The organism is Pseudalkalibacillus sp. A8 (assembly GCF_045920555.1).
Taxonomy (GTDB): domain Bacteria; phylum Bacillota; class Bacilli; order Bacillales; family Fictibacillaceae; genus Pseudalkalibacillus.
In genome coordinates this window covers 3,759,796-3,777,055 of the sequence record NZ_CP174509.1, presented here as the reverse complement: position 1 = coordinate 3,777,055, position 17,260 = coordinate 3,759,796, and the positions used below count along the sequence as shown (strand labels likewise).

The window sequence follows — 17,260 nt, the reverse complement described above, 5'->3', positions numbered from 1 at the left end:
TTCATCCTTTCATGGCTTCAAAAATGGTAGAGTCACAATAAACCAATCTTCCTTCTAAGTAAGTTCTTTCAACTTTCATATCTATTAACTTTTCTACATCAACTTTCAAGGGATTATCTGATATGACCATAAGATCCGCTTTGGCCATTGGTTTGATGACCCCTATAGCCTGCTCTTCAAAGGAACTATATGCAGCATCTCTTGTATAAGCTTTCAAAGCATCCCAGACTGAAATGTTTTGGGAATCATCAAGAACTTGTCCACTGGATGATTTTCTAGTTACCGCACCGTAAACTCCCAACCAAGGGTTTCCATCGTTGACAGGTAGATCCGAGTTGCCAGGTGCAACAATACCAAACTCTTTGAATGATTTTTGTGGGAAAACACCTTTCATGCGCTCTTTACCTAGCTTGTTTAAATAATTATCACCTATATGATAGAGGAAGCCTACAGATGAAGCAGCAACCAATCCAAGTCTTTTCATACGTTGAAGATGGTCCCAGGCAGGTAAGGCACAATGTTCAATCCGGTTGCGCATAGAGGTCAAATCATTCGTTTCATTGATTTTTTCATACGCTCTGATGGCAACCTCTATCGCACGATCACCAATCGCATGGATGGCGATCCGCAAGCCAGATTCGATCCCTTTTTTCATCAATGGGAAAATTTCACTTTCGTCATCATACAGAATGCCTGTCTCATTCGTGCCTTCAAATGGTTCCGTAACTGCAGCTGTTTTGCCCCCGACACTTCCATCTAGCATGAATTTCAAGCCCTGGATTTTTAACATATCGTTTCCGAAACCGCTCCTTAATCCGACAGAGACCACTTCATCAAGGGATCCGTCAAATCCATTCTGATCAATGGCCCATATCCATGGTCTTACTCTTACATCCAATTCATCCTTTTCTAGCAGATACTGATATAATTGAAGGTCAGCAGTTTGAGTCGACATGTCATGCACAGTGGTGATGCCCCATTGAGCAAACTGTTTTTGCGCAAGTTTCATTCCCTCGATCATGTCAGCATGGCCATACTTTGGAGCAGCAAGCAGACCTTGGGCTTTTTCTTGTAATAAGCCAGACAGTTTTCCATGTTCATCCCGTTCGAGATTCCCTCCATCAGGATTTGGTGTATCTTCTGAAATTCCGCTTAACTCCAGGGCTTTTGAATTGACCACTGACATATGGGCACAAGTTCGCTTTAAAACGACAGGATGGTCCGGTGCCACTTGATCCAAGTCCCATCGTGTGGGATTACGTTTTTCTACTAGTTTACTATCATCCCATCCCCATCCTTTAATCCATTGGCCTTTGGGCGTGTTGCTTACTTTACCACGCACTTTATCTAAAAGGTGATCAATTGATGGTGTGGAGGTGGGCTTACAATCAACTTCTAATAGCGTAAGTCCATATATGGAAGGGTGGATGTGACTTTCGATGAAGCTCGGCATCAAGGTCCGCCCGTCCAAATCGATGATTTCAGTATTATCTTCCCTCCAGGATAATGCTTCTTTTTCGCCACCGACGTAGGTGATGATCCCATTCTTCACGACCACAGCATCAGCTGTAGGGGTTTCATCATTCATCGTCAGTACATCGCCATTTAAGAAAATCAAATTTTCATATTTCATGAAACCTGCCTCCTGATTTTATTTATGTAGCCTATATGTGAAAAAAAGCCAGGAATATGGACAGCACAGGTAAATTGACATACTTACCCCCTGTACATATAACTGGCTTTTGCATCTAAAGAGTTGCTTTACTTTGACCAGTAAAGTCGATTAGACGAACAGTTATTCCTGAAATTAGTATTTGAAGATATTAATAACCTATCAAGATTTGCTTGCAAGGTCAATGTAATTATTAGATAATTCTAATTAAAGCGAAAATTAGGGATGATAGTATGGTGAGATTGAAAAATAAATAGGACTAATTTACACATATATGGAACTAATTGAATGGAGGGCAGTAAAAATATACAAAATAGAGGAAGAAGGGAGGTAAAAATGAATATTCTTTGGGATTTTGATGGGACACTGGTAGATAGTTATCGTCTATTTGTAAAACTGTTTAAGAAAATACTGGCAGACGATACAGCTGAAGAAGAGATTTTCAGACATTTGAAAATTTCCTTCACACATGCTTTTGAACATTACGGTTTTTCAGAAGAGTTGAAAGAGAAGTTACGGAAATTGGTGAATGAACTGGAACCTTCAGAATTCATTCCTTTTGAAGATTTGGAGAAAGTACTCGAGCTTGCCGACTATAATTTCATCGTGACGCATAACTCGAGAAAAGTCGTTAAGAATGTATTGGATCATCACGGGTTGACAGGGCATTTTACAAAAATAATCGGCTACGAAGATAAATTTCCGAGGAAGCCGGATACATCAGCTTATAAACACATTTTGAAAGAGTATTCTGTCGATGTTGTAGTCGGGGACCGTGAATTGGATTTGATTCCAGCTAAGGAACTCGGTATTGCGACTTGCAGCTTCCAAAATGACACCATTGAGGGTATGGATTACTATGTACATACATACAAAGAACTGTATGATATTTTAAGAAAATAGAGTAAAAGAAGGTTAATCAGTAGGGGTTTGTGGAAATATACATTATAATAATCGGAGAAGAGGGGTGAGTTTGGGCAGTATGGAAATCATATTCAATATATCCCTGATATTAATGCTCGTTTACTTCATGTATGCGTGTGCATACGATTAAAAAGCAGGCACCTCAAGTGTCTGTTTTTTTATTTTTGGATGTTTTCTAAAAATTGGGAAAGCAAGTATATTTCCACTCCATTACGATAGGATTGTTAAAAACCACAATCTTTGCTAAAAGAGCCTTACTTCTAAAACGGGAACAATCAGGTCGAATGCATTCTCTTTTTAAATTCATGAATATTCTTTATAATAAAGTTATTACATATTTTGTTGGGAGGATGTCGATGAAATTAACACAGTTACCTCAGAAGTGGAATTTGGAAAATATTTTTCAAGGTGGCAGTTCATCTCAAGAATTGAAGGCATACATACAATCTATTGAAGAACAGATTGTAGCAGCTAAGAATACAATCGATGAGTGTAATCCACAGAATCATGAGGATCTTGCAAAAGTGGTGGAAGAGATGAGTCTATTATCTTCTCGTCTCCACGAAAGCAGTGCGTATGTCGGATGCCTGGTCGCACAGGATGTGAAGGACAAAGAGGCAGTAGCCATCAGAGGTAAACTCGATCAAATCGGGGCAAAATATCATTCATTGTGGACACAATTCGATGTTAAATTGACAGAAATAACCGATAATGAATTGAAAACGCTACTCCAGTACGATGAACTTTATCCATATAACTATGCCTTAAGTGAACGCCGTAAAAACGCTGTGGAAAAGCTCAGTTTCGAACAAGAATCACTTATTAATGACTTGGCAGTTGACGGCTATCACGCATGGTCCAACCTTTATGACTTGGTCGTTGGAAAGATGAGCATTCCTTTTGAAGAAGATGGAGAGAAAAAAGACCTTTCTGTCGGTCAGTTGGATAACAAATTGTCCAGTCAAAACCCGGAAATCCGCCACCGTGCGTTTGAAGCTTATGAAAAAGCTTGGGAAGAACAAGAAGATTTTTGTTCAGAGGCATTAAATCACCTGGCAGGGTTCAGATTGAACACGTATCAACATCGTAATTGGGACTCTGTATTGAAAGAACCTTTAACCATCAACCGTATGAGTCAAGAGACGCTCGATACGATGTGGAAGGTCATCGAACAGCACAAAAACATCTTTGTGAAATATTTGGATCGAAAAGCAGAAATGCTAGGTCTTGAAAAGCTTGGCTGGACTGATGTTGATGCACCAGTAGGAAAAGTAGAGACGAAAGTCACTTATGATGAAGCAGCTAACTTCATTATTGAGCAATTCAATCGCTACAATCCTAAAATGGGTGAGTTTTCTCGTCAAGCGTTTGAAAAAGCATGGATTGAAGCAGAAGATCGAGCTGGAAAACGTCCTGGGGGGTTCTGTACTAGTTTTCCGAATACCAAAGAAACAAGGATTTTCATGACATTCTCTGGTACTGCAAGCAATGTTTCAACACTTGCTCACGAGCTTGGTCATGCTTATCATCAACATGTCATGGATGAACTTCCATACTTGAATCAAAATTATGCGATGAATGTGGCAGAAACAGCTTCTACTTATGCAGAGATGCTTGTATCAGATGCAGCTGTCGAAACAGCAAAGACAGAAGAAGAACGGATTGTGCTCCTTGAGGATAAGATCCAGCGTTCCGTTGCATTCTTCATGAACATACATGCACGTTACCTTTTCGAGACACGGTTTTACAGCGAGAGAGAAAAGGGACTCGTCCCAGTTACTAGATTGAAAGAAATGATGGAAGAAGCACAAAGAGACGCATATCATAATGCTTTAGGGGAATATCACCCATATTTCTGGGCTTCCAAGTTACATTTCTATATCACAGACGTACCGTTCTATAACTTCCCGTATACCTTCGGATATATGTTCAGTGCTGGAATTTATGCGATTGCAAGAGAACAGGGATCAGCATTTGAAGAGAAGTACATCGCCTTGCTTCAAGACACAGGGACGATGTCAGTAGAGGATTTAGCTGAGAAACATCTTGGAGAAGATCTTACTAAACCGAACTTCTGGAAAAATGCAATCCAACTTGCAGTAGAGGATGTAGAGGAATTCTTGAAATTGACAAAATAAAACCAATAGAAAAGGTGCTGTTCAAGTGAACAGCACCTTTTTGTTATACTATCGTTTTTTGACACTTACATTACTGATCATCAGGAATGAGAGGATGAGGATAAGGAACATGAAAATAAAGTTCGGTATCATATTCACTGTCAAGAAGGAAAGGGCTACGATACATCCTGCTGCAGTGATCGGAACACCTCTGAAATGTCCGTCAAATTCAGTAATATTGAATCTGGCTAAACGGATTGCACCACAAAGCATATAAATGATGATAAAGACGATGCCCGGAGTACCAAACTCATGTAAGACCGCTTGGTAGATCAAGAATGCCGGCGCAACTCCGAAAGAAATCAAATCACAAAGGGAATCAAGTTGTTTACCAAACTCTGATTCTATTTGCAGCTTCCTCGCAATCATTCCATCAAACCGATCAAACAAAGCACATAAAAAGATGAACCAAAAGCTCAACTCCAATTGACCTTTTAAAATACATACAATGGCTATAGCACCCAATGTCATGTTCAAAAGTGTCATTGCGTTAGCGGTTTGACTCTTCATCCGCTTCAGTGTATGGTCAACCCGGTCCAAAAAGTACATTATACAAGTCACTCCTTATTGGCTTCTCACTTAAATGAAAAATCCAATCCCTTTGAGCTGATTAAAACTATTATATGCCACAACTTCATAATAAGAAAGCCTTATTTTACAAATGCTTAACAATTCAAATTACTTTATTGTAAAATGTTCACACTTCTTTAACTATACGGAAATGCATGTCTATAAACAGAGCATTTGGTAAATGAAACAGCTGACAGAACACGATAACCTGTCAGCTGTTTGCCTTCTATTTTATTAAGATTCCTCATTATATTTCTTTTGCAGTTCATCCTTTATCGTACGATCGGAAAGAGGTACACCCGTACGATACGCTGCTCGTGAAATCATATGACCTGCGACTGGGGCAGTCATCAAGACGAAGAGGATTCCAAGGATCAGTTTTCCACTCAACATACCTTCTTCTACAATAAAGAAGATGAATGCAGCAACCAATACACCTGATACACCGAGTGTTGCACTTTTGGTGGCAGCATGAAGCCTTGAATACACATCCGGAAAACGCAGGATTCCCAGTGAGCTCGAAAATACAAAGAATGTACCGATCAATACTAGGACACTAATCACGACTTCGATCAATGATAACACCCTTTTCCAAGAATTTCGCAATCGCAATCGTTGCGATGAAGGTCAAAATACCAATTAATAAGATTACATCATTCAATCTGATCGTACTCAATTGTATAGCAACAAGACCTGTCATGGATATCAGGTTGATCCCGATTGTGTCGATTGCTACCGCTCGATCAGGATTTGAAGGACCTTTGATGGCACGATAGAGCAGCATGAGGATTGAAATCGAGTTGATGACCATACATAGCCAGATGACATTGTGTAGTAATGAGCTCATCGTGTCACATCCTTTATCGCCTTCTCGAAAGTTCCCTTAATTTGATTGATCGTTTCATCCACATCAGGCAGATCCATTGCGTGGATATATAGGAATTTATTATCTACCGAAACATCTACTGATAATGTTCCAGGTGTCAATGTGATCAGATTAGCCAGCAGCGTGATCTCCCAGTTGGTCTTCAAATCGATCGGAAGCGCTACGATTCCTGGTTGCATATCCATCTTTGGTTTATAGACCATTTTCAAGACCTCTATATTCGCAATCAGAAGCTCTTTAATGAATAAAAGGATAAGCTTCCATATAGCAAACACATATCTTAAATAGAATGTATCAGGTATGAACCTGTTCATTAAGAGCAAGAGAAAAATCCCGATGATGAATCCGATCAGGAACGTGCCAAAATCGTATGATTCCATCAAGAACATCCATATCAGCCCGATTCCAAGGTTGATTAAAAGTTGAAATGCCATATCTAACTACTCCTTTAAGACCGCGTCGATATAAACAGAAGGCTCTGTCAAATCAACACCGATTTGTTGGATATGTGGTAGAAACCATTCTGCTCCAACTCCCAAAACGATAGAAAAAACCAGTAGAAAGGAAATTGGGAAATACAATGGTCTGATCGAACGCGTATGCTGTGGTAATTCCATTCCCTCACCCCAAAATCCAAGGATGAAGATCCGCATGACCGATACTAAAATCAATAAACTAGTAATCAACCCGACAATGGCAATCACATAGTGACCGTTTTCAAAGGCACTTTGCAAGAGCTGTAATTTACCGATGAATCCACTGAACGGCGGTAATCCTGCTAAAACAACTCCAGCAATGAAGAACATCCAACCGAGAAATGGGTATTCCTTGATTAAACCACTGATCTTCCGAAGATCGGATGTACCGGCTGCAATGGCAACTGCCCCCACTAACAAGAACAAGGCAGCTTTAATCACCATGTCATGGATCAAATAATAAATGGAGCCGGAGAGCGATAGACTACTGAACACCCCTACCCCCATGATCATAAAGCCGATAGCAGGAATGATGTTGTAAGCAATGATCAATTTGATGTTGTTCGTCGATAATGCTCCTGCAACACCGAAAATCAACGTGAAACCGGCCAATAAGATGAAGAAAGTATGGGTATAATCGATATTTCCGTTAAAGATCAATGTAAAAATCCGTATGATCGAATAAATCCCTACTTTGGTCAATAAAGCACCAAACAATGCAGAAATGACCGCTGGTGGTTTCGTATATGCATTAGGCATCCAGAAATACAGCGGGAACAAAGCCCCCTTTGTTGCAAAAACGATAAAAAAGAGGATACCAATTGTCGTTAAGATGCCGGTTTGATTGACATAACCTACACGCACAGATAATTGAGCCATGTTTACGGTACCCGTTACGGAGTACAGGAAGGCTACCGTCGTTACGAAAAGAATTGAAGAGAATAGGTTCAACAATACATATTTGATCGATTCACGAAGCTGTTGTCTCGTGCCACCGAGGACAATCAGACCGTATGACGCCATCAACAATACTTCAAAGAAAACGAAAAGGTTGAATATGTCCCCAGTCAAAAACGCTCCGCTAACGCCTCCGATAAGGATCAGAAAAAAGGTATAAAAGTAAAATTCTTCTCTACCTTTGTCTAATGAATAGGGTGCATAAAATGCAGCGGCGACTGCAATGACGTTTGTCGTAAGGATCAGAGACATTGCCAGGCCATCACCTACAAGTATGATCCCATATGGAGCGATCCAGCCACCAGTTTGTAAAACGAGCGTCCCATTTTCTACAACATAATAAGTGATAAAGGCCGTTACAACCAGGTTGAGAATTGTGGCAATTTGAGTTCCAGCACGGACCAGAGGAAGTCTCTTTCTGAAAAAGACGAACATGGTACCGGCGATGAGCGGTATCAAGATTGGCAGAAAAATTAAATTAGTCATGATCAGATCCCCTTAATTGCTCCATGTTGTCTGTTTTATTCGTTCTATAGGCTCTATATGCCAGCACGAGTAAAAATGAAGTGACCCCAAAGCTGATGACGATGGAAGTCAAAATCAGTGCCTGGGGAAGGGGATCGGTATATGCTTTGATCCCCTCTTCCAATATCGGAGGAGCACCTCTGTTCAATTTCCCCATTGTCAAAATAAGCAAGTGGGCCCCGTGAGATAATAGAGCGGTACCAAAGACAATCTTCACTATTTGTCTTTGCAATAATAGATAGACACCGGTAGAAAAAAGAATGCCGGCCAGTATCGACATGATGATTTCCATGATTAATCCATCTCCTCCTTATCGCGGAGTCGAATCATTGCGTAGATCCCCAATGCGGCCAATCCGAGTACGGTGATTTCAAACAAGGTATCCAATCCACGCATGTCTACAAGTATTACGTTCACAACATTATTCCCGCCCCCGAGATGGTGAGATTCTTCAATGAAATAATGTGCGATCGTGTCAAATTTCTTCGAGCTATGTGATGCTACGGCTACCAATGTCACTAAGACACCTACGGAAGCAGAGATAATGATATTGAGTGTTTTTGCTCCAACAGGTTGTTTTTTCGTATCGAGCTTCGGCAAGTGATAGAAGCACAGTAGAAACAGTGCAACCGTAACTGTTTCTACGATCAATTGTGTCAAGGCCAGGTCTGGTGCTCTGAAGAAAACAAATAATAAGGATAGACCATACCCGACAATCCCCAGAACCAGGATGGCTGCAATCCGGTTCTTCATTAAAATAGTGGCAAATGCAGCAATCGCCATTACCAAGCCGACTACGACTTCCGGCCAAGAAATCGGCGCAAGGTCACTCGTATCGATGACGAAACCATCTGTAACGAACAGCGTCACGCCTGTTGCTCCAATTATGAAAATTAGGATATAGAGCACATAATGTCTGATCGATCCAGTCATATAAGTCCGGGTTATCTTTTCAGAAACACGGAATTGCATATTATAGAGGTAATCGTATGATTTATTCGCACTTAAAACACCAGGTATCCAATTATAGACAGCCTGCCATTTCGTTCGTGTCAGATACAAGATTGTTCCTAGAGCGACAACGATCAATGACATAAATAACGGAAGCTCAAACCCATGCCAGAATGCAATATGCTTGTCTGGTATTTCACCAAATATCGCCGCAGTAGCCGGCTTTAGAATAGGGTCATTGATCAGATTTGGAAGCAGGCCGACAACGACAACGAACACGACCAATAAGATAGGTGATATTAGCATCCCAATAGGTGCTTCGTGTGGCTTGCTCTTCAATTCGCCACGTGTCTTTCCCGTAAATGTATGGAAAAAGAAATACATTGAATAGACGAATGTAAAAATGCTTCCCAACACAGCCAGGACCGGCACAAATGGTGCAACGCTAGCCACCAACGTAGAAGTGGTTTCTAATTCCAATGATGTTTGGAAGAACATTTCCTTACTTAAAAAGCCGTTGAAGATCGGCAATGGAAAACCTGCCATTGAAAAGGCGCCAAAGAAAGCTAATGTCGCCGAGATCGGCATCAATGTCATCAAACCGCCAAGCTTACGAATATCACGAGTACCTGTCTCATGGTCCACGATTCCAGCCACCATGAACAGACTTCCTTTAAAAGTCGCATGATTGAAAATATGGAAAACCGCAGCGAAAACTGCAGCCTTCGTTCCAAAGCCCAGCATCGTCATGATCATCCCCAGCTGACTGATCGTTGAAAAAGCAAGGATCGCTTTTAAATCAGTTTGCCGGACAGCCATATAGGATCCCCAGCAGAGGGTCAATAGACCAAAGCCTGTGACTAAAACGAAAAAGATATCGGTGCCTCCGAACAATAAGAAAAGGCGAGCAGTCAAGTAGATTCCAGCTTTAACCATCGTTGCCGAGTGAAGGAATGCACTGACCGGGGTAGGTGCTTCCATTGCATCTGGCAGCCAGATATGGAAAGGAAATTGTGCTGATTTTGTAAACGCACCTAATAGGATCAACACTAATATGCCAGTGAAATAAGGACTTTCAAGGACTGTGTCGCTCGCCGCAATCATTTCCCGTATACTCGTTGTGTCTGTAACGATTGAAAGCAGGATAAGCCCACCGAGCATGGAAAGACCACCTAATACCGTGATGATCATAGATTTTAATGCACCGTAACGGGAAGCTTGACGCTCATACCAATACCCGATCAACAGAAAGGAGGATAAACTCGTCAACTCCCAGAACAAATACAACGCATAGATGTTATCGGAAAGTACGACACCAAGCATCGCACCCATGAAAATGTACAAGAATACATAGAAATTATGCAACTTTTCGTTTTTATTCAAATAAAAAATGGAATATAAAACTACAAGTGTCCCTATTCCGCTGATTAATAATGAAAACAGTAAACTAAGTCCATCCAAATAAAAACTGAAGTTCATGCCAAGCGAAGGTACCCATTGGACCACTGAAAGCTGATTATTGCCTTCTGAAATATTAGTAAGCTGTGATAAAAAATACGCAAAGATCCCAAAAGGAATTGGGAGGATTAACCATCCTGTATGAATTGCCCGTATGTATCTAAAGAAAAACGGCACCACCAATGCCGTAAGGAACGGAGCAAGGACTGCATATTGCAACATAAAAAAAGATCCTCCTATCAAGATTTCCGTATCAAATAATGTTATGTACCATTCCCATTGTAATCACAATAACTCATGATTATCAACAATTTTAACGTCAAATGACCTTAAAAAACTATGGTTGTTACAATCTACTGAAAATTTTTTCACATGGAGAAAGGATAAGTTACATTCTTCAGCATAAGCACAACAAGGCTCAACCTACTCCAAGGTTGATTTCGCCAAGTTGCTTTACTAATCTTATTATCACCCAAGTTCCAAACTTTAACAGCAACTATTTTGATCTAATGGACCTGTTACTCAGATTCTATTAAATGAGTTGAAAAGAAGTAAAAAAAAGAACCAACAATGAATGTTGGTTCGGTTATAAGTGCGTAGAAATCAAGTTGGTAGACAAATGCCTTCGGTCAATCTCTTTTTTGATCAGTGTGATAAATTCGTGGCTCAGTTTCAACTCTTTTGCTTTGTGATAGGATTCGATCAAGAGTTCGTCAGATAGATTTTCCATAAGCAGCGCCGAAATTGGGCTTCGCACCTCCAGACTCATTTAGAAATTAATAGGATCGGTCCTTAATAAAAAGTTCTTGTTTTTATGAAAGTTATAAGTTCGAATTTGATTAACTTAGAGGAAGCATGGGGTTTCAAAAAAGATAATTTGTAAGTCATATTGAAATCGAAGTTGGCATAAACTTTTATGTTATGATGTAAACCTAGCTTACCATGAAATGGAATGAGGAACAATCGTTCTCTTATCCACAAAAAGAAGTGGATAACTTGTGGGTAAGATGTTTATAAAGTATATAATTGGTTAAATTTCAATGTGTATATTGTGAGTAAAGTTATCCACATATTCTGAAAACGTCGAATTTTGTCGAAAAGTTTTTGTTTTTTTACTTCCAAGTGAGCTTTTTCTTTGAAAAAAGATGTTTGGATTTGTGTAGGAAAGGGATTTTTACCTTGCATCTTTCTAAATACGGTTTTCTGAAATACTTTAAAGATTAGAATGGGAAAAATCATTGTCGAAGGGTAAAATATTGATACAATAAGGTAGGACTGAAGAAGAATTGGATACGAGGTGTTTTTGTAGTGTTTAAACAATTATTACCGAATGAACATGTTCCTTCTATTTATGATATAGATGCGAATGAGTTATTGGAAAGAGGTATAAAAGGAATCATTACTGATCTTGATAATACCTTGGTCGAATGGGACCGCCCGGAAGCTACACCTGAATTGATCAAGTGGTTTGCGATGCTGAAGGATAAAGGGTTGCAAGTTACGATCGTTTCTAATAATAATGAGGAACGGGTTCGGAGTTTTTCTTATCCTTTGAATCTCCCGTTTATATTCCGAGCTCGTAAACCGATGACTAAAGCGTTCAAACGAGCTGCGAAAAATATGAAACTGCAACATAATGAGGTTGTTGTCGTAGGAGATCAAATCTTCACGGATGTCCTCGGCGGAAATCGACTAGGATTATACACCATCCTTGTCGTACCTGTCGCTAAAAGTGATGGGCTGGCTACAAAGCTGAATCGATATATGGAGCGTCATGTATTACAGTGGATGAAACGTAAAGGCTTAATTAATTGGGAGGAATGATTGTTGAGTAATCCGATTTTTTGTGAGGGCTGCGGAGTACCTATTCAAACTGAAAAGACTGATCGGTTAGGATATGCTCCTCCATCAGCACTCAATAGAGAGCAAGTGATTTGCCAACGTTGTTTTCGTCTGAAACATTATAATGAAATACAAGATGTATCACTTACAGATGATGATTACCGTAAGATTTTGTCTGGCATCGGTTCTAAGGATGCTTTAATTGTTAAGGTTGTCGATATTTTTGATTTTAGTGGAAGCTGGTTGACTGGGATTCATCGGTTCGTCGGGAAGAACAAGATCCTGCTGATTGGTAATAAGCTTGATCTCCTGCCTAAATCGGTCAAACCGAATAAAATCAAACATTGGATGAAATATGAAGCGAAACAGTTAGGGGTGAAAGTAATTGATGTAGAATTGATGAGTGCGGAAAAGGGGATGAGGGTCAAAGAGGTTGCAGCGACCATAGAAGAATATCGAAATGACAAAGATGTATACATAGTCGGTGCAACGAATGTCGGAAAATCTACATTCATCAACCAACTGATTAAAGAATTCAGTGAGGAAACCTCCTCATTGATAACGACCTCTCATTATCCTGGAACCACATTGGATCTCATTGAAATACCCTTAGACCAAAAGAGTTCACTTTATGATACACCAGGGATTATTAATCATCATCAGATTGCGCACTATATTAATAAGAAAGACCTTAAAAAGATTACACCTAAAAAAGAGGTCAAACCAAAGGTGTACCAACTCAATGATGGACAAACCTTATTTTTGGGAGGCCTTGCTCGCTTTGACTTCGAAGCAGGCCCAAAGCAGTCGTTCATCTGTTACTTGTCTAACGAATTACCGATCCACCGCACCAAGCTTGAAAAAGCCTCAGATCTTTATGATAAACAGGTTGGTGAACTGCTCAGTCCTCCTGATCCGGAAGATGTTGAACTATTGCCAACATTGACAAAGCACGAATTTACGATTAAAGAAGACAAGACTGATATCGTATTTTCAGGTCTCGGTTGGATCACTGTATCTTCTGTCCCTGCAAGAGTGGCAGCATATGCACCTGAAGGGGTGGGTGTCTATGTACGATCAGCCCTTATCTAAATATGCGGTCATCGGGGACCCGATTTCGCAATCGATGTCCCCTGATATCCATAATGCATGCTTTCACCAAATGGAAATGAATGCGAAGTACGACGCAGTCCATGTTCGTAAAGAGGAATTGGCATCAAAAGTTGAGATCCTCATCCAATCCGGTTACAAAGGATTCAACGTGACCATCCCTCATAAAGTAGATATCATCGGACTATTGGATGAAATCGACCCTTTCGCTGATGCGATCGGAGCAGTGAACACAGTAGTCGTTGAAGGATCTTCACTGAAAGGATACAATACAGACGGTCCTGGGTTTTATCAATCTTTACTTCAAGTCCATCCTTTCAATCTGAAAGAAGCGAATATTCTCGTGATCGGTGCTGGAGGGGCGGCTAGGGCTATTGTAAAGACATTCCTTTTGCGGGGGATCGAAAAGGTGTCTGTCACGAACCGGACACCGGGAAAAGCCCAACAGTTGCTTGAAGGAAGCAGTGGGCTGGCCCTATCATTAGAGGAAGCGGAAGCGAACCTAGGGCAATATGATATCGTCATCAATACGACCCCGATCGGAATGATCCAAAACCTCCACGAAACACCGATTTCTACGGAGCATTTGGAACCCCATACAGGAGTAGTCGATATCATTTATAATCCATTGATGACGAAGTTCTTGAAACAAGGGCTGGAAAAAGGATGCACGATCCAAAATGGTGTGCCAATGTTTATACATCAAGCAGCACTTTCATTTGAACTTTGGACAGGGATGCAACCCGACCTCGGTTTGATGAAAAAAACAGTAGAACAGAAGCTTGGAGGGAAATGAACATGCTAACAGGAAAACAAAAACGTTTTTTACGCTCAAAAGCGCATCACCTTGATCCGATATTCCAGGTCGGAAAAGGCGGTACGAATGAAAATATGTATTCACAAATCAACGATGCACTTGAAGCTCGTGAGCTGATCAAGGTCAGTGTCCTGCAAAACTGTGAGGAAGATAAGGATACAGTAGCGGAGAACCTGACCGAAAAAACAGGGGCTGAGCTCGTTCAAATAATCGGGAATACGATTGTTTTATATAAAGAATCAAAAGAGAAAAAAACGATTGAGCTGCCTTCCTGAGCTAATATGGATAAACAAAGGATAGGAATACTCGGAGGTACATTTGACCCGCCTCACATCGGTCATCTTATGATGGCCCAGGAAGCGGTTGAGCAATGTAAATTGGATAAGGTTTGGTTCATGCCGAGCGCATCGCCTCCACATAAGAAAATGAATGGGGTGACAGCCGGAAATGACCGTATAGAAATGGTGAAAAGAACGATTGATGATGTTGAAGGGTTCAAACTTTCATTAATTGAGTTTGAACGAGAAGGGCCTTCATACACAGTCGATACGATGAAAGAGCTGAAAGAAAAGCATCCTGATATCGAATTCTTTTTTATCATCGGTGGAGATAGTGTCGAAGCATTGCATACATGGGATAGAATCGATCAGTTGGTGGAAATCATCACCTTCATCGGCATAAAGCGGCCAGGACATGAATTTGAAAGCCCATATCTTGATAAGATCATTGCAATAGAAACGCCTTTGATCGGAATATCCTCTACAATGTTAAGGGAACGGTTTCGTCATAATAAGAACACCAAATATTATGTCACTGATGAAGTAAGGGAGTACGTCGAGGTGAATCGGTTATATGACAAAAGATGAAGCGTTGAAAATTGTCAAAGAACAATTGACTGACCACCGCTATCAACATACGATTGGTGTTATGGATACAGCAATACGATTAGCGGGAAGGTTTAGGGCAGACCCGGAAAAAGCGATGATGGCAGCCATTTTTCACGACTATGCTAAATTCCGGCCAAAGGATGAGATGAAATCGATCATTATTGAACAAAACCTTGGAGAAGATTTATTGCGTTATGGCTCAGAACTCTGGCATGCTCCAGTCGGTGCTTATCTTGTCAAAAAAGAAGCCGGAATTGAGGATGAGGAAATCCTGCTTGCAATCAAGAGTCATACCTCAGGAAGGCCAGGGATGACAATTTTAGAGAAGATTATATTCTTAGCTGATTATATCGAGCCGGGGAGACATTTTCCTGGAGTGGAAGATATCCGATCAACAGCTGAGGAAAATCTCGATAATGCCGTGAAACAATCTTTGATGAATACCATCACATTTCTAATGAAACGAAATCAGCTGGTTTATCCTGAAACACTACACACATTTAACGATATTGTTCGTCAACAAGGAGGAAAAAATGAATGACATCAAATGAATTGGTAGAATTGGCCGTACAAGCTCTTGATGATAAAAGAGCTGAAAATATAGTCGTGTTGGACGTTCAAGGGATTTCACTCGTAGCAGATTACTTTATGATTTGTCATGGGAATTCAGAAAAGCAAGTTGAGGCGATTGCTCGTGAAGTAAAGGACCGTGCTCAGGAAAAGGAGTACCCAGTCAAACGTTTGGAAGGATTGGAACAGTCTCGCTGGGTACTGATTGATCTTGGGGATGTCATCGTCCACATCTTCCATAAAGATGATCGCATGTATTATAACCTAGAAAAACTATGGGGAGACGCCCCGACGTTGAATATTGAATCAATGTTGACATAACGGAGTGAAATCATGAGCTATCAACATTTTGCAGGATTATATGATCGATTGATGGAGGATGCGCCTTATGATATGTGGGTCAGCTTCGTCAACAATGCCATAGAGTCATACAGCAATGGTCCTGCCAGCTCTTTACTTGATATAGGCTGTGGAACAGGCGAGATTTCAACTCGTTTAGCCCAAATCGGATATCACGTAACAGGGATCGATCTATCAGAAGAAATGCTTGCTGTTGCAAGAGGGAAAGCAGAGCAAAACGGCCTTGAAATCCCTTTTTATCAACAAGACATGAGGGATTTGAATGGATTCACAGATCAAGACATTGCAGTTATATTTTGTGATTCCCTCAATTATCTTCGGACGACTGAAGATGTAAAGACGACTTTCCAAGCAGTTTTCAAGTCCATGAGGAATGATGGCCTGCTCTTATTCGATGTTCATACCTTATATAAGATCGGAGAGGTATTCTCTGAACATACATTTGCGTTGAATGATGAGGAAATCAGTTATATATGGGAATGCCATCCAGGCGAAGAAGAGGGAAGTGTCTATCATGACCTATCATTCTTCCTGCATATAGGGGATGCTGTCTATCGGCGATATGATGAAAATCATTTTCAAAAAACCTATTCTATAGAAACATATACATCTATATTGAATGAAGCAGGTTTTGAGATTCTCGCTCTTACAGCAGATTTTACGGATCGCACACCAGTGGAAACCTCAGAGCGTGTGTTTTTTGTAGCTAGAAAAAAAGCGTGATCAAGTGAAATTTTAAATTATCCATTTTAATATGAAAAACTCGAATGATGACTCCTTTAAAGGTTCATCGATTCGAGTTTTTTATTTATATGGCTATTTTTTCGAAATTTACTCTCTTTCCGCGGGGATCCGCAACCCTCCTCACTTGCACATGGATCTCAACACAAAAATGAAATCATTTTCGTAACTGCGATGAGAATTCTTAGAAGCTTTCCTTATACTGGCTTCGACGTTCACCACAAGACCACAGACTTTACATTCCATCCTTGTAGTTTTGCGCCGAGTAACCGCAGGCGCAGGACGTGGTGGTATTTAGTCGAAGTTCATTATTTTGTCGAATTTCGCTAAAAGCATT

19 protein-coding genes are annotated in these 17,260 nt (G+C 40.5%); 10 read left to right on the top strand and 9 right to left on the bottom strand.

The annotated features are described in order from the left end of the window. Position 1: 1 nt before the first annotated feature. Positions 2-1,633 carry an amidohydrolase gene (locus ACJROX_RS19550; protein ID WP_408006875.1) on the bottom strand — a complete coding sequence of 544 codons (1,632 nt, stop codon included), beginning with the start codon at positions 1,631-1,633 and terminating at the stop codon, positions 2-4. A gap of 375 nt (positions 1,634-2,008) precedes the next feature. Between ACJROX_RS19550 and ACJROX_RS19545 the strand changes: the two genes are divergently transcribed. After that, on the top strand, positions 2,009-2,575 hold the full coding sequence (locus ACJROX_RS19545; protein ID WP_408006874.1) for an HAD-IA family hydrolase: 567 nt from the start codon (positions 2,009-2,011) through the stop codon (positions 2,573-2,575). Between the two features lie 377 nt (positions 2,576-2,952). Further along, positions 2,953-4,734, top strand: a complete 1,782-nt coding sequence (locus ACJROX_RS19540; protein WP_408006873.1) for a M3 family oligoendopeptidase — start codon at positions 2,953-2,955, stop codon at positions 4,732-4,734. Positions 4,735-4,782: 48 nt separating this feature from the next. Here the strand turns inward: ACJROX_RS19540 and pssA are convergent, their stop codons facing one another. The 8 genes from pssA to ACJROX_RS19500 form a co-directional block, all read right to left on the bottom strand. Continuing rightward, positions 4,783-5,322 (bottom strand): CDP-diacylglycerol--serine O-phosphatidyltransferase, encoded by a 540-nt coding sequence (pssA, locus tag ACJROX_RS19535; RefSeq protein WP_408006872.1) that lies wholly within the window; start codon positions 5,320-5,322, stop codon positions 4,783-4,785. Positions 5,323-5,577: 255 nt separating this feature from the next. Beyond that, positions 5,578-5,928: a monovalent cation/H(+) antiporter subunit G gene (mnhG, locus tag ACJROX_RS19530; protein WP_408006871.1), complete on the bottom strand. Its 351-nt coding sequence runs from the start codon at positions 5,926-5,928 to the stop codon at positions 5,578-5,580. Next, positions 5,900-6,190, bottom strand: coding sequence for a Na(+)/H(+) antiporter subunit F1 (locus ACJROX_RS19525; RefSeq protein WP_225063550.1), 291 nt, complete (start codon positions 6,188-6,190; stop codon positions 5,900-5,902). The genes mnhG and ACJROX_RS19525 overlap by 29 nt, the downstream gene beginning before the upstream one ends. Then, complete coding sequence (locus tag ACJROX_RS19520) at positions 6,187-6,663, bottom strand: Na+/H+ antiporter subunit E (RefSeq protein WP_408006870.1); 477 nt, start codon at positions 6,661-6,663, stop codon at positions 6,187-6,189. Before ACJROX_RS19520 ends, ACJROX_RS19525 begins: the two co-directional genes overlap by 4 nt. A 6-nt stretch (positions 6,664-6,669) precedes the next feature. Beyond that, on the bottom strand, positions 6,670-8,148 hold the full coding sequence (locus tag ACJROX_RS19515) for a Na+/H+ antiporter subunit D (RefSeq protein ID WP_408006869.1): 1,479 nt from the start codon (positions 8,146-8,148) through the stop codon (positions 6,670-6,672). Beyond that, positions 8,141-8,479 carry a Na(+)/H(+) antiporter subunit C gene (locus tag ACJROX_RS19510; protein ID WP_408006868.1) on the bottom strand — a complete coding sequence of 113 codons (339 nt, stop codon included), beginning with the start codon at positions 8,477-8,479 and terminating at the stop codon, positions 8,141-8,143. Before ACJROX_RS19510 ends, ACJROX_RS19515 begins: the two co-directional genes overlap by 8 nt. Positions 8,480-8,481: 2 nt before the next feature. After that, positions 8,482-10,818 (bottom strand): Na+/H+ antiporter subunit A, encoded by a 2,337-nt coding sequence (locus ACJROX_RS19505; protein ID WP_408006867.1) that lies wholly within the window; start codon positions 10,816-10,818, stop codon positions 8,482-8,484. Between the two features lie 364 nt (positions 10,819-11,182). After that, positions 11,183-11,326, bottom strand: coding sequence for a sporulation histidine kinase inhibitor Sda (locus ACJROX_RS19500; protein ID WP_408006866.1), 144 nt, complete (start codon positions 11,324-11,326; stop codon positions 11,183-11,185). 578 nt (positions 11,327-11,904) lie between these two features. Between ACJROX_RS19500 and ACJROX_RS19495 the strand changes: the two genes are divergently transcribed. From ACJROX_RS19495 to ACJROX_RS19460, 8 genes are read left to right on the top strand one after another with little or no spacing between them, the layout of a single operon-like run. Then, entirely contained in the window at positions 11,905-12,420 is a 516-nt protein-coding gene (locus tag ACJROX_RS19495; RefSeq protein WP_408006865.1) for a YqeG family HAD IIIA-type phosphatase, read from the top strand. A gap of 3 nt (positions 12,421-12,423) precedes the next feature. Further along, positions 12,424-13,530 (top strand): ribosome biogenesis GTPase YqeH, encoded by a 1,107-nt coding sequence (gene yqeH, locus ACJROX_RS19490; RefSeq protein WP_408006864.1) that lies wholly within the window; start codon positions 12,424-12,426, stop codon positions 13,528-13,530. After that, positions 13,508-14,344: a shikimate dehydrogenase gene (gene aroE / locus ACJROX_RS19485; RefSeq protein ID WP_408006863.1), complete on the top strand. Its 837-nt coding sequence runs from the start codon at positions 13,508-13,510 to the stop codon at positions 14,342-14,344. Before yqeH ends, aroE begins: the two co-directional genes overlap by 23 nt. A 2-nt stretch (positions 14,345-14,346) precedes the next feature. Further along, positions 14,347-14,640 (top strand): ribosome assembly RNA-binding protein YhbY, encoded by a 294-nt coding sequence (yhbY, locus tag ACJROX_RS19480; protein WP_408006862.1) that lies wholly within the window; start codon positions 14,347-14,349, stop codon positions 14,638-14,640. Positions 14,641-14,646: 6 nt separating this feature from the next. Next, positions 14,647-15,231, top strand: a complete 585-nt coding sequence (locus ACJROX_RS19475; RefSeq protein ID WP_408006861.1) for a nicotinate-nucleotide adenylyltransferase — start codon at positions 14,647-14,649, stop codon at positions 15,229-15,231. Beyond that, positions 15,218-15,793 carry a bis(5'-nucleosyl)-tetraphosphatase (symmetrical) YqeK gene (gene yqeK / locus ACJROX_RS19470; protein WP_408006860.1) on the top strand — a complete coding sequence of 192 codons (576 nt, stop codon included), beginning with the start codon at positions 15,218-15,220 and terminating at the stop codon, positions 15,791-15,793. The genes ACJROX_RS19475 and yqeK overlap by 14 nt, the downstream gene beginning before the upstream one ends. Further along, complete coding sequence (rsfS, locus tag ACJROX_RS19465; protein WP_408006859.1) at positions 15,790-16,143, top strand: ribosome silencing factor; 354 nt, start codon at positions 15,790-15,792, stop codon at positions 16,141-16,143. Before yqeK ends, rsfS begins: the two co-directional genes overlap by 4 nt. Positions 16,144-16,155: 12 nt before the next feature. After that, on the top strand, positions 16,156-16,905 hold the full coding sequence (locus tag ACJROX_RS19460; RefSeq protein WP_408006858.1) for a class I SAM-dependent DNA methyltransferase: 750 nt from the start codon (positions 16,156-16,158) through the stop codon (positions 16,903-16,905). Positions 16,906-17,260: the final 355 nt, after the last annotated feature.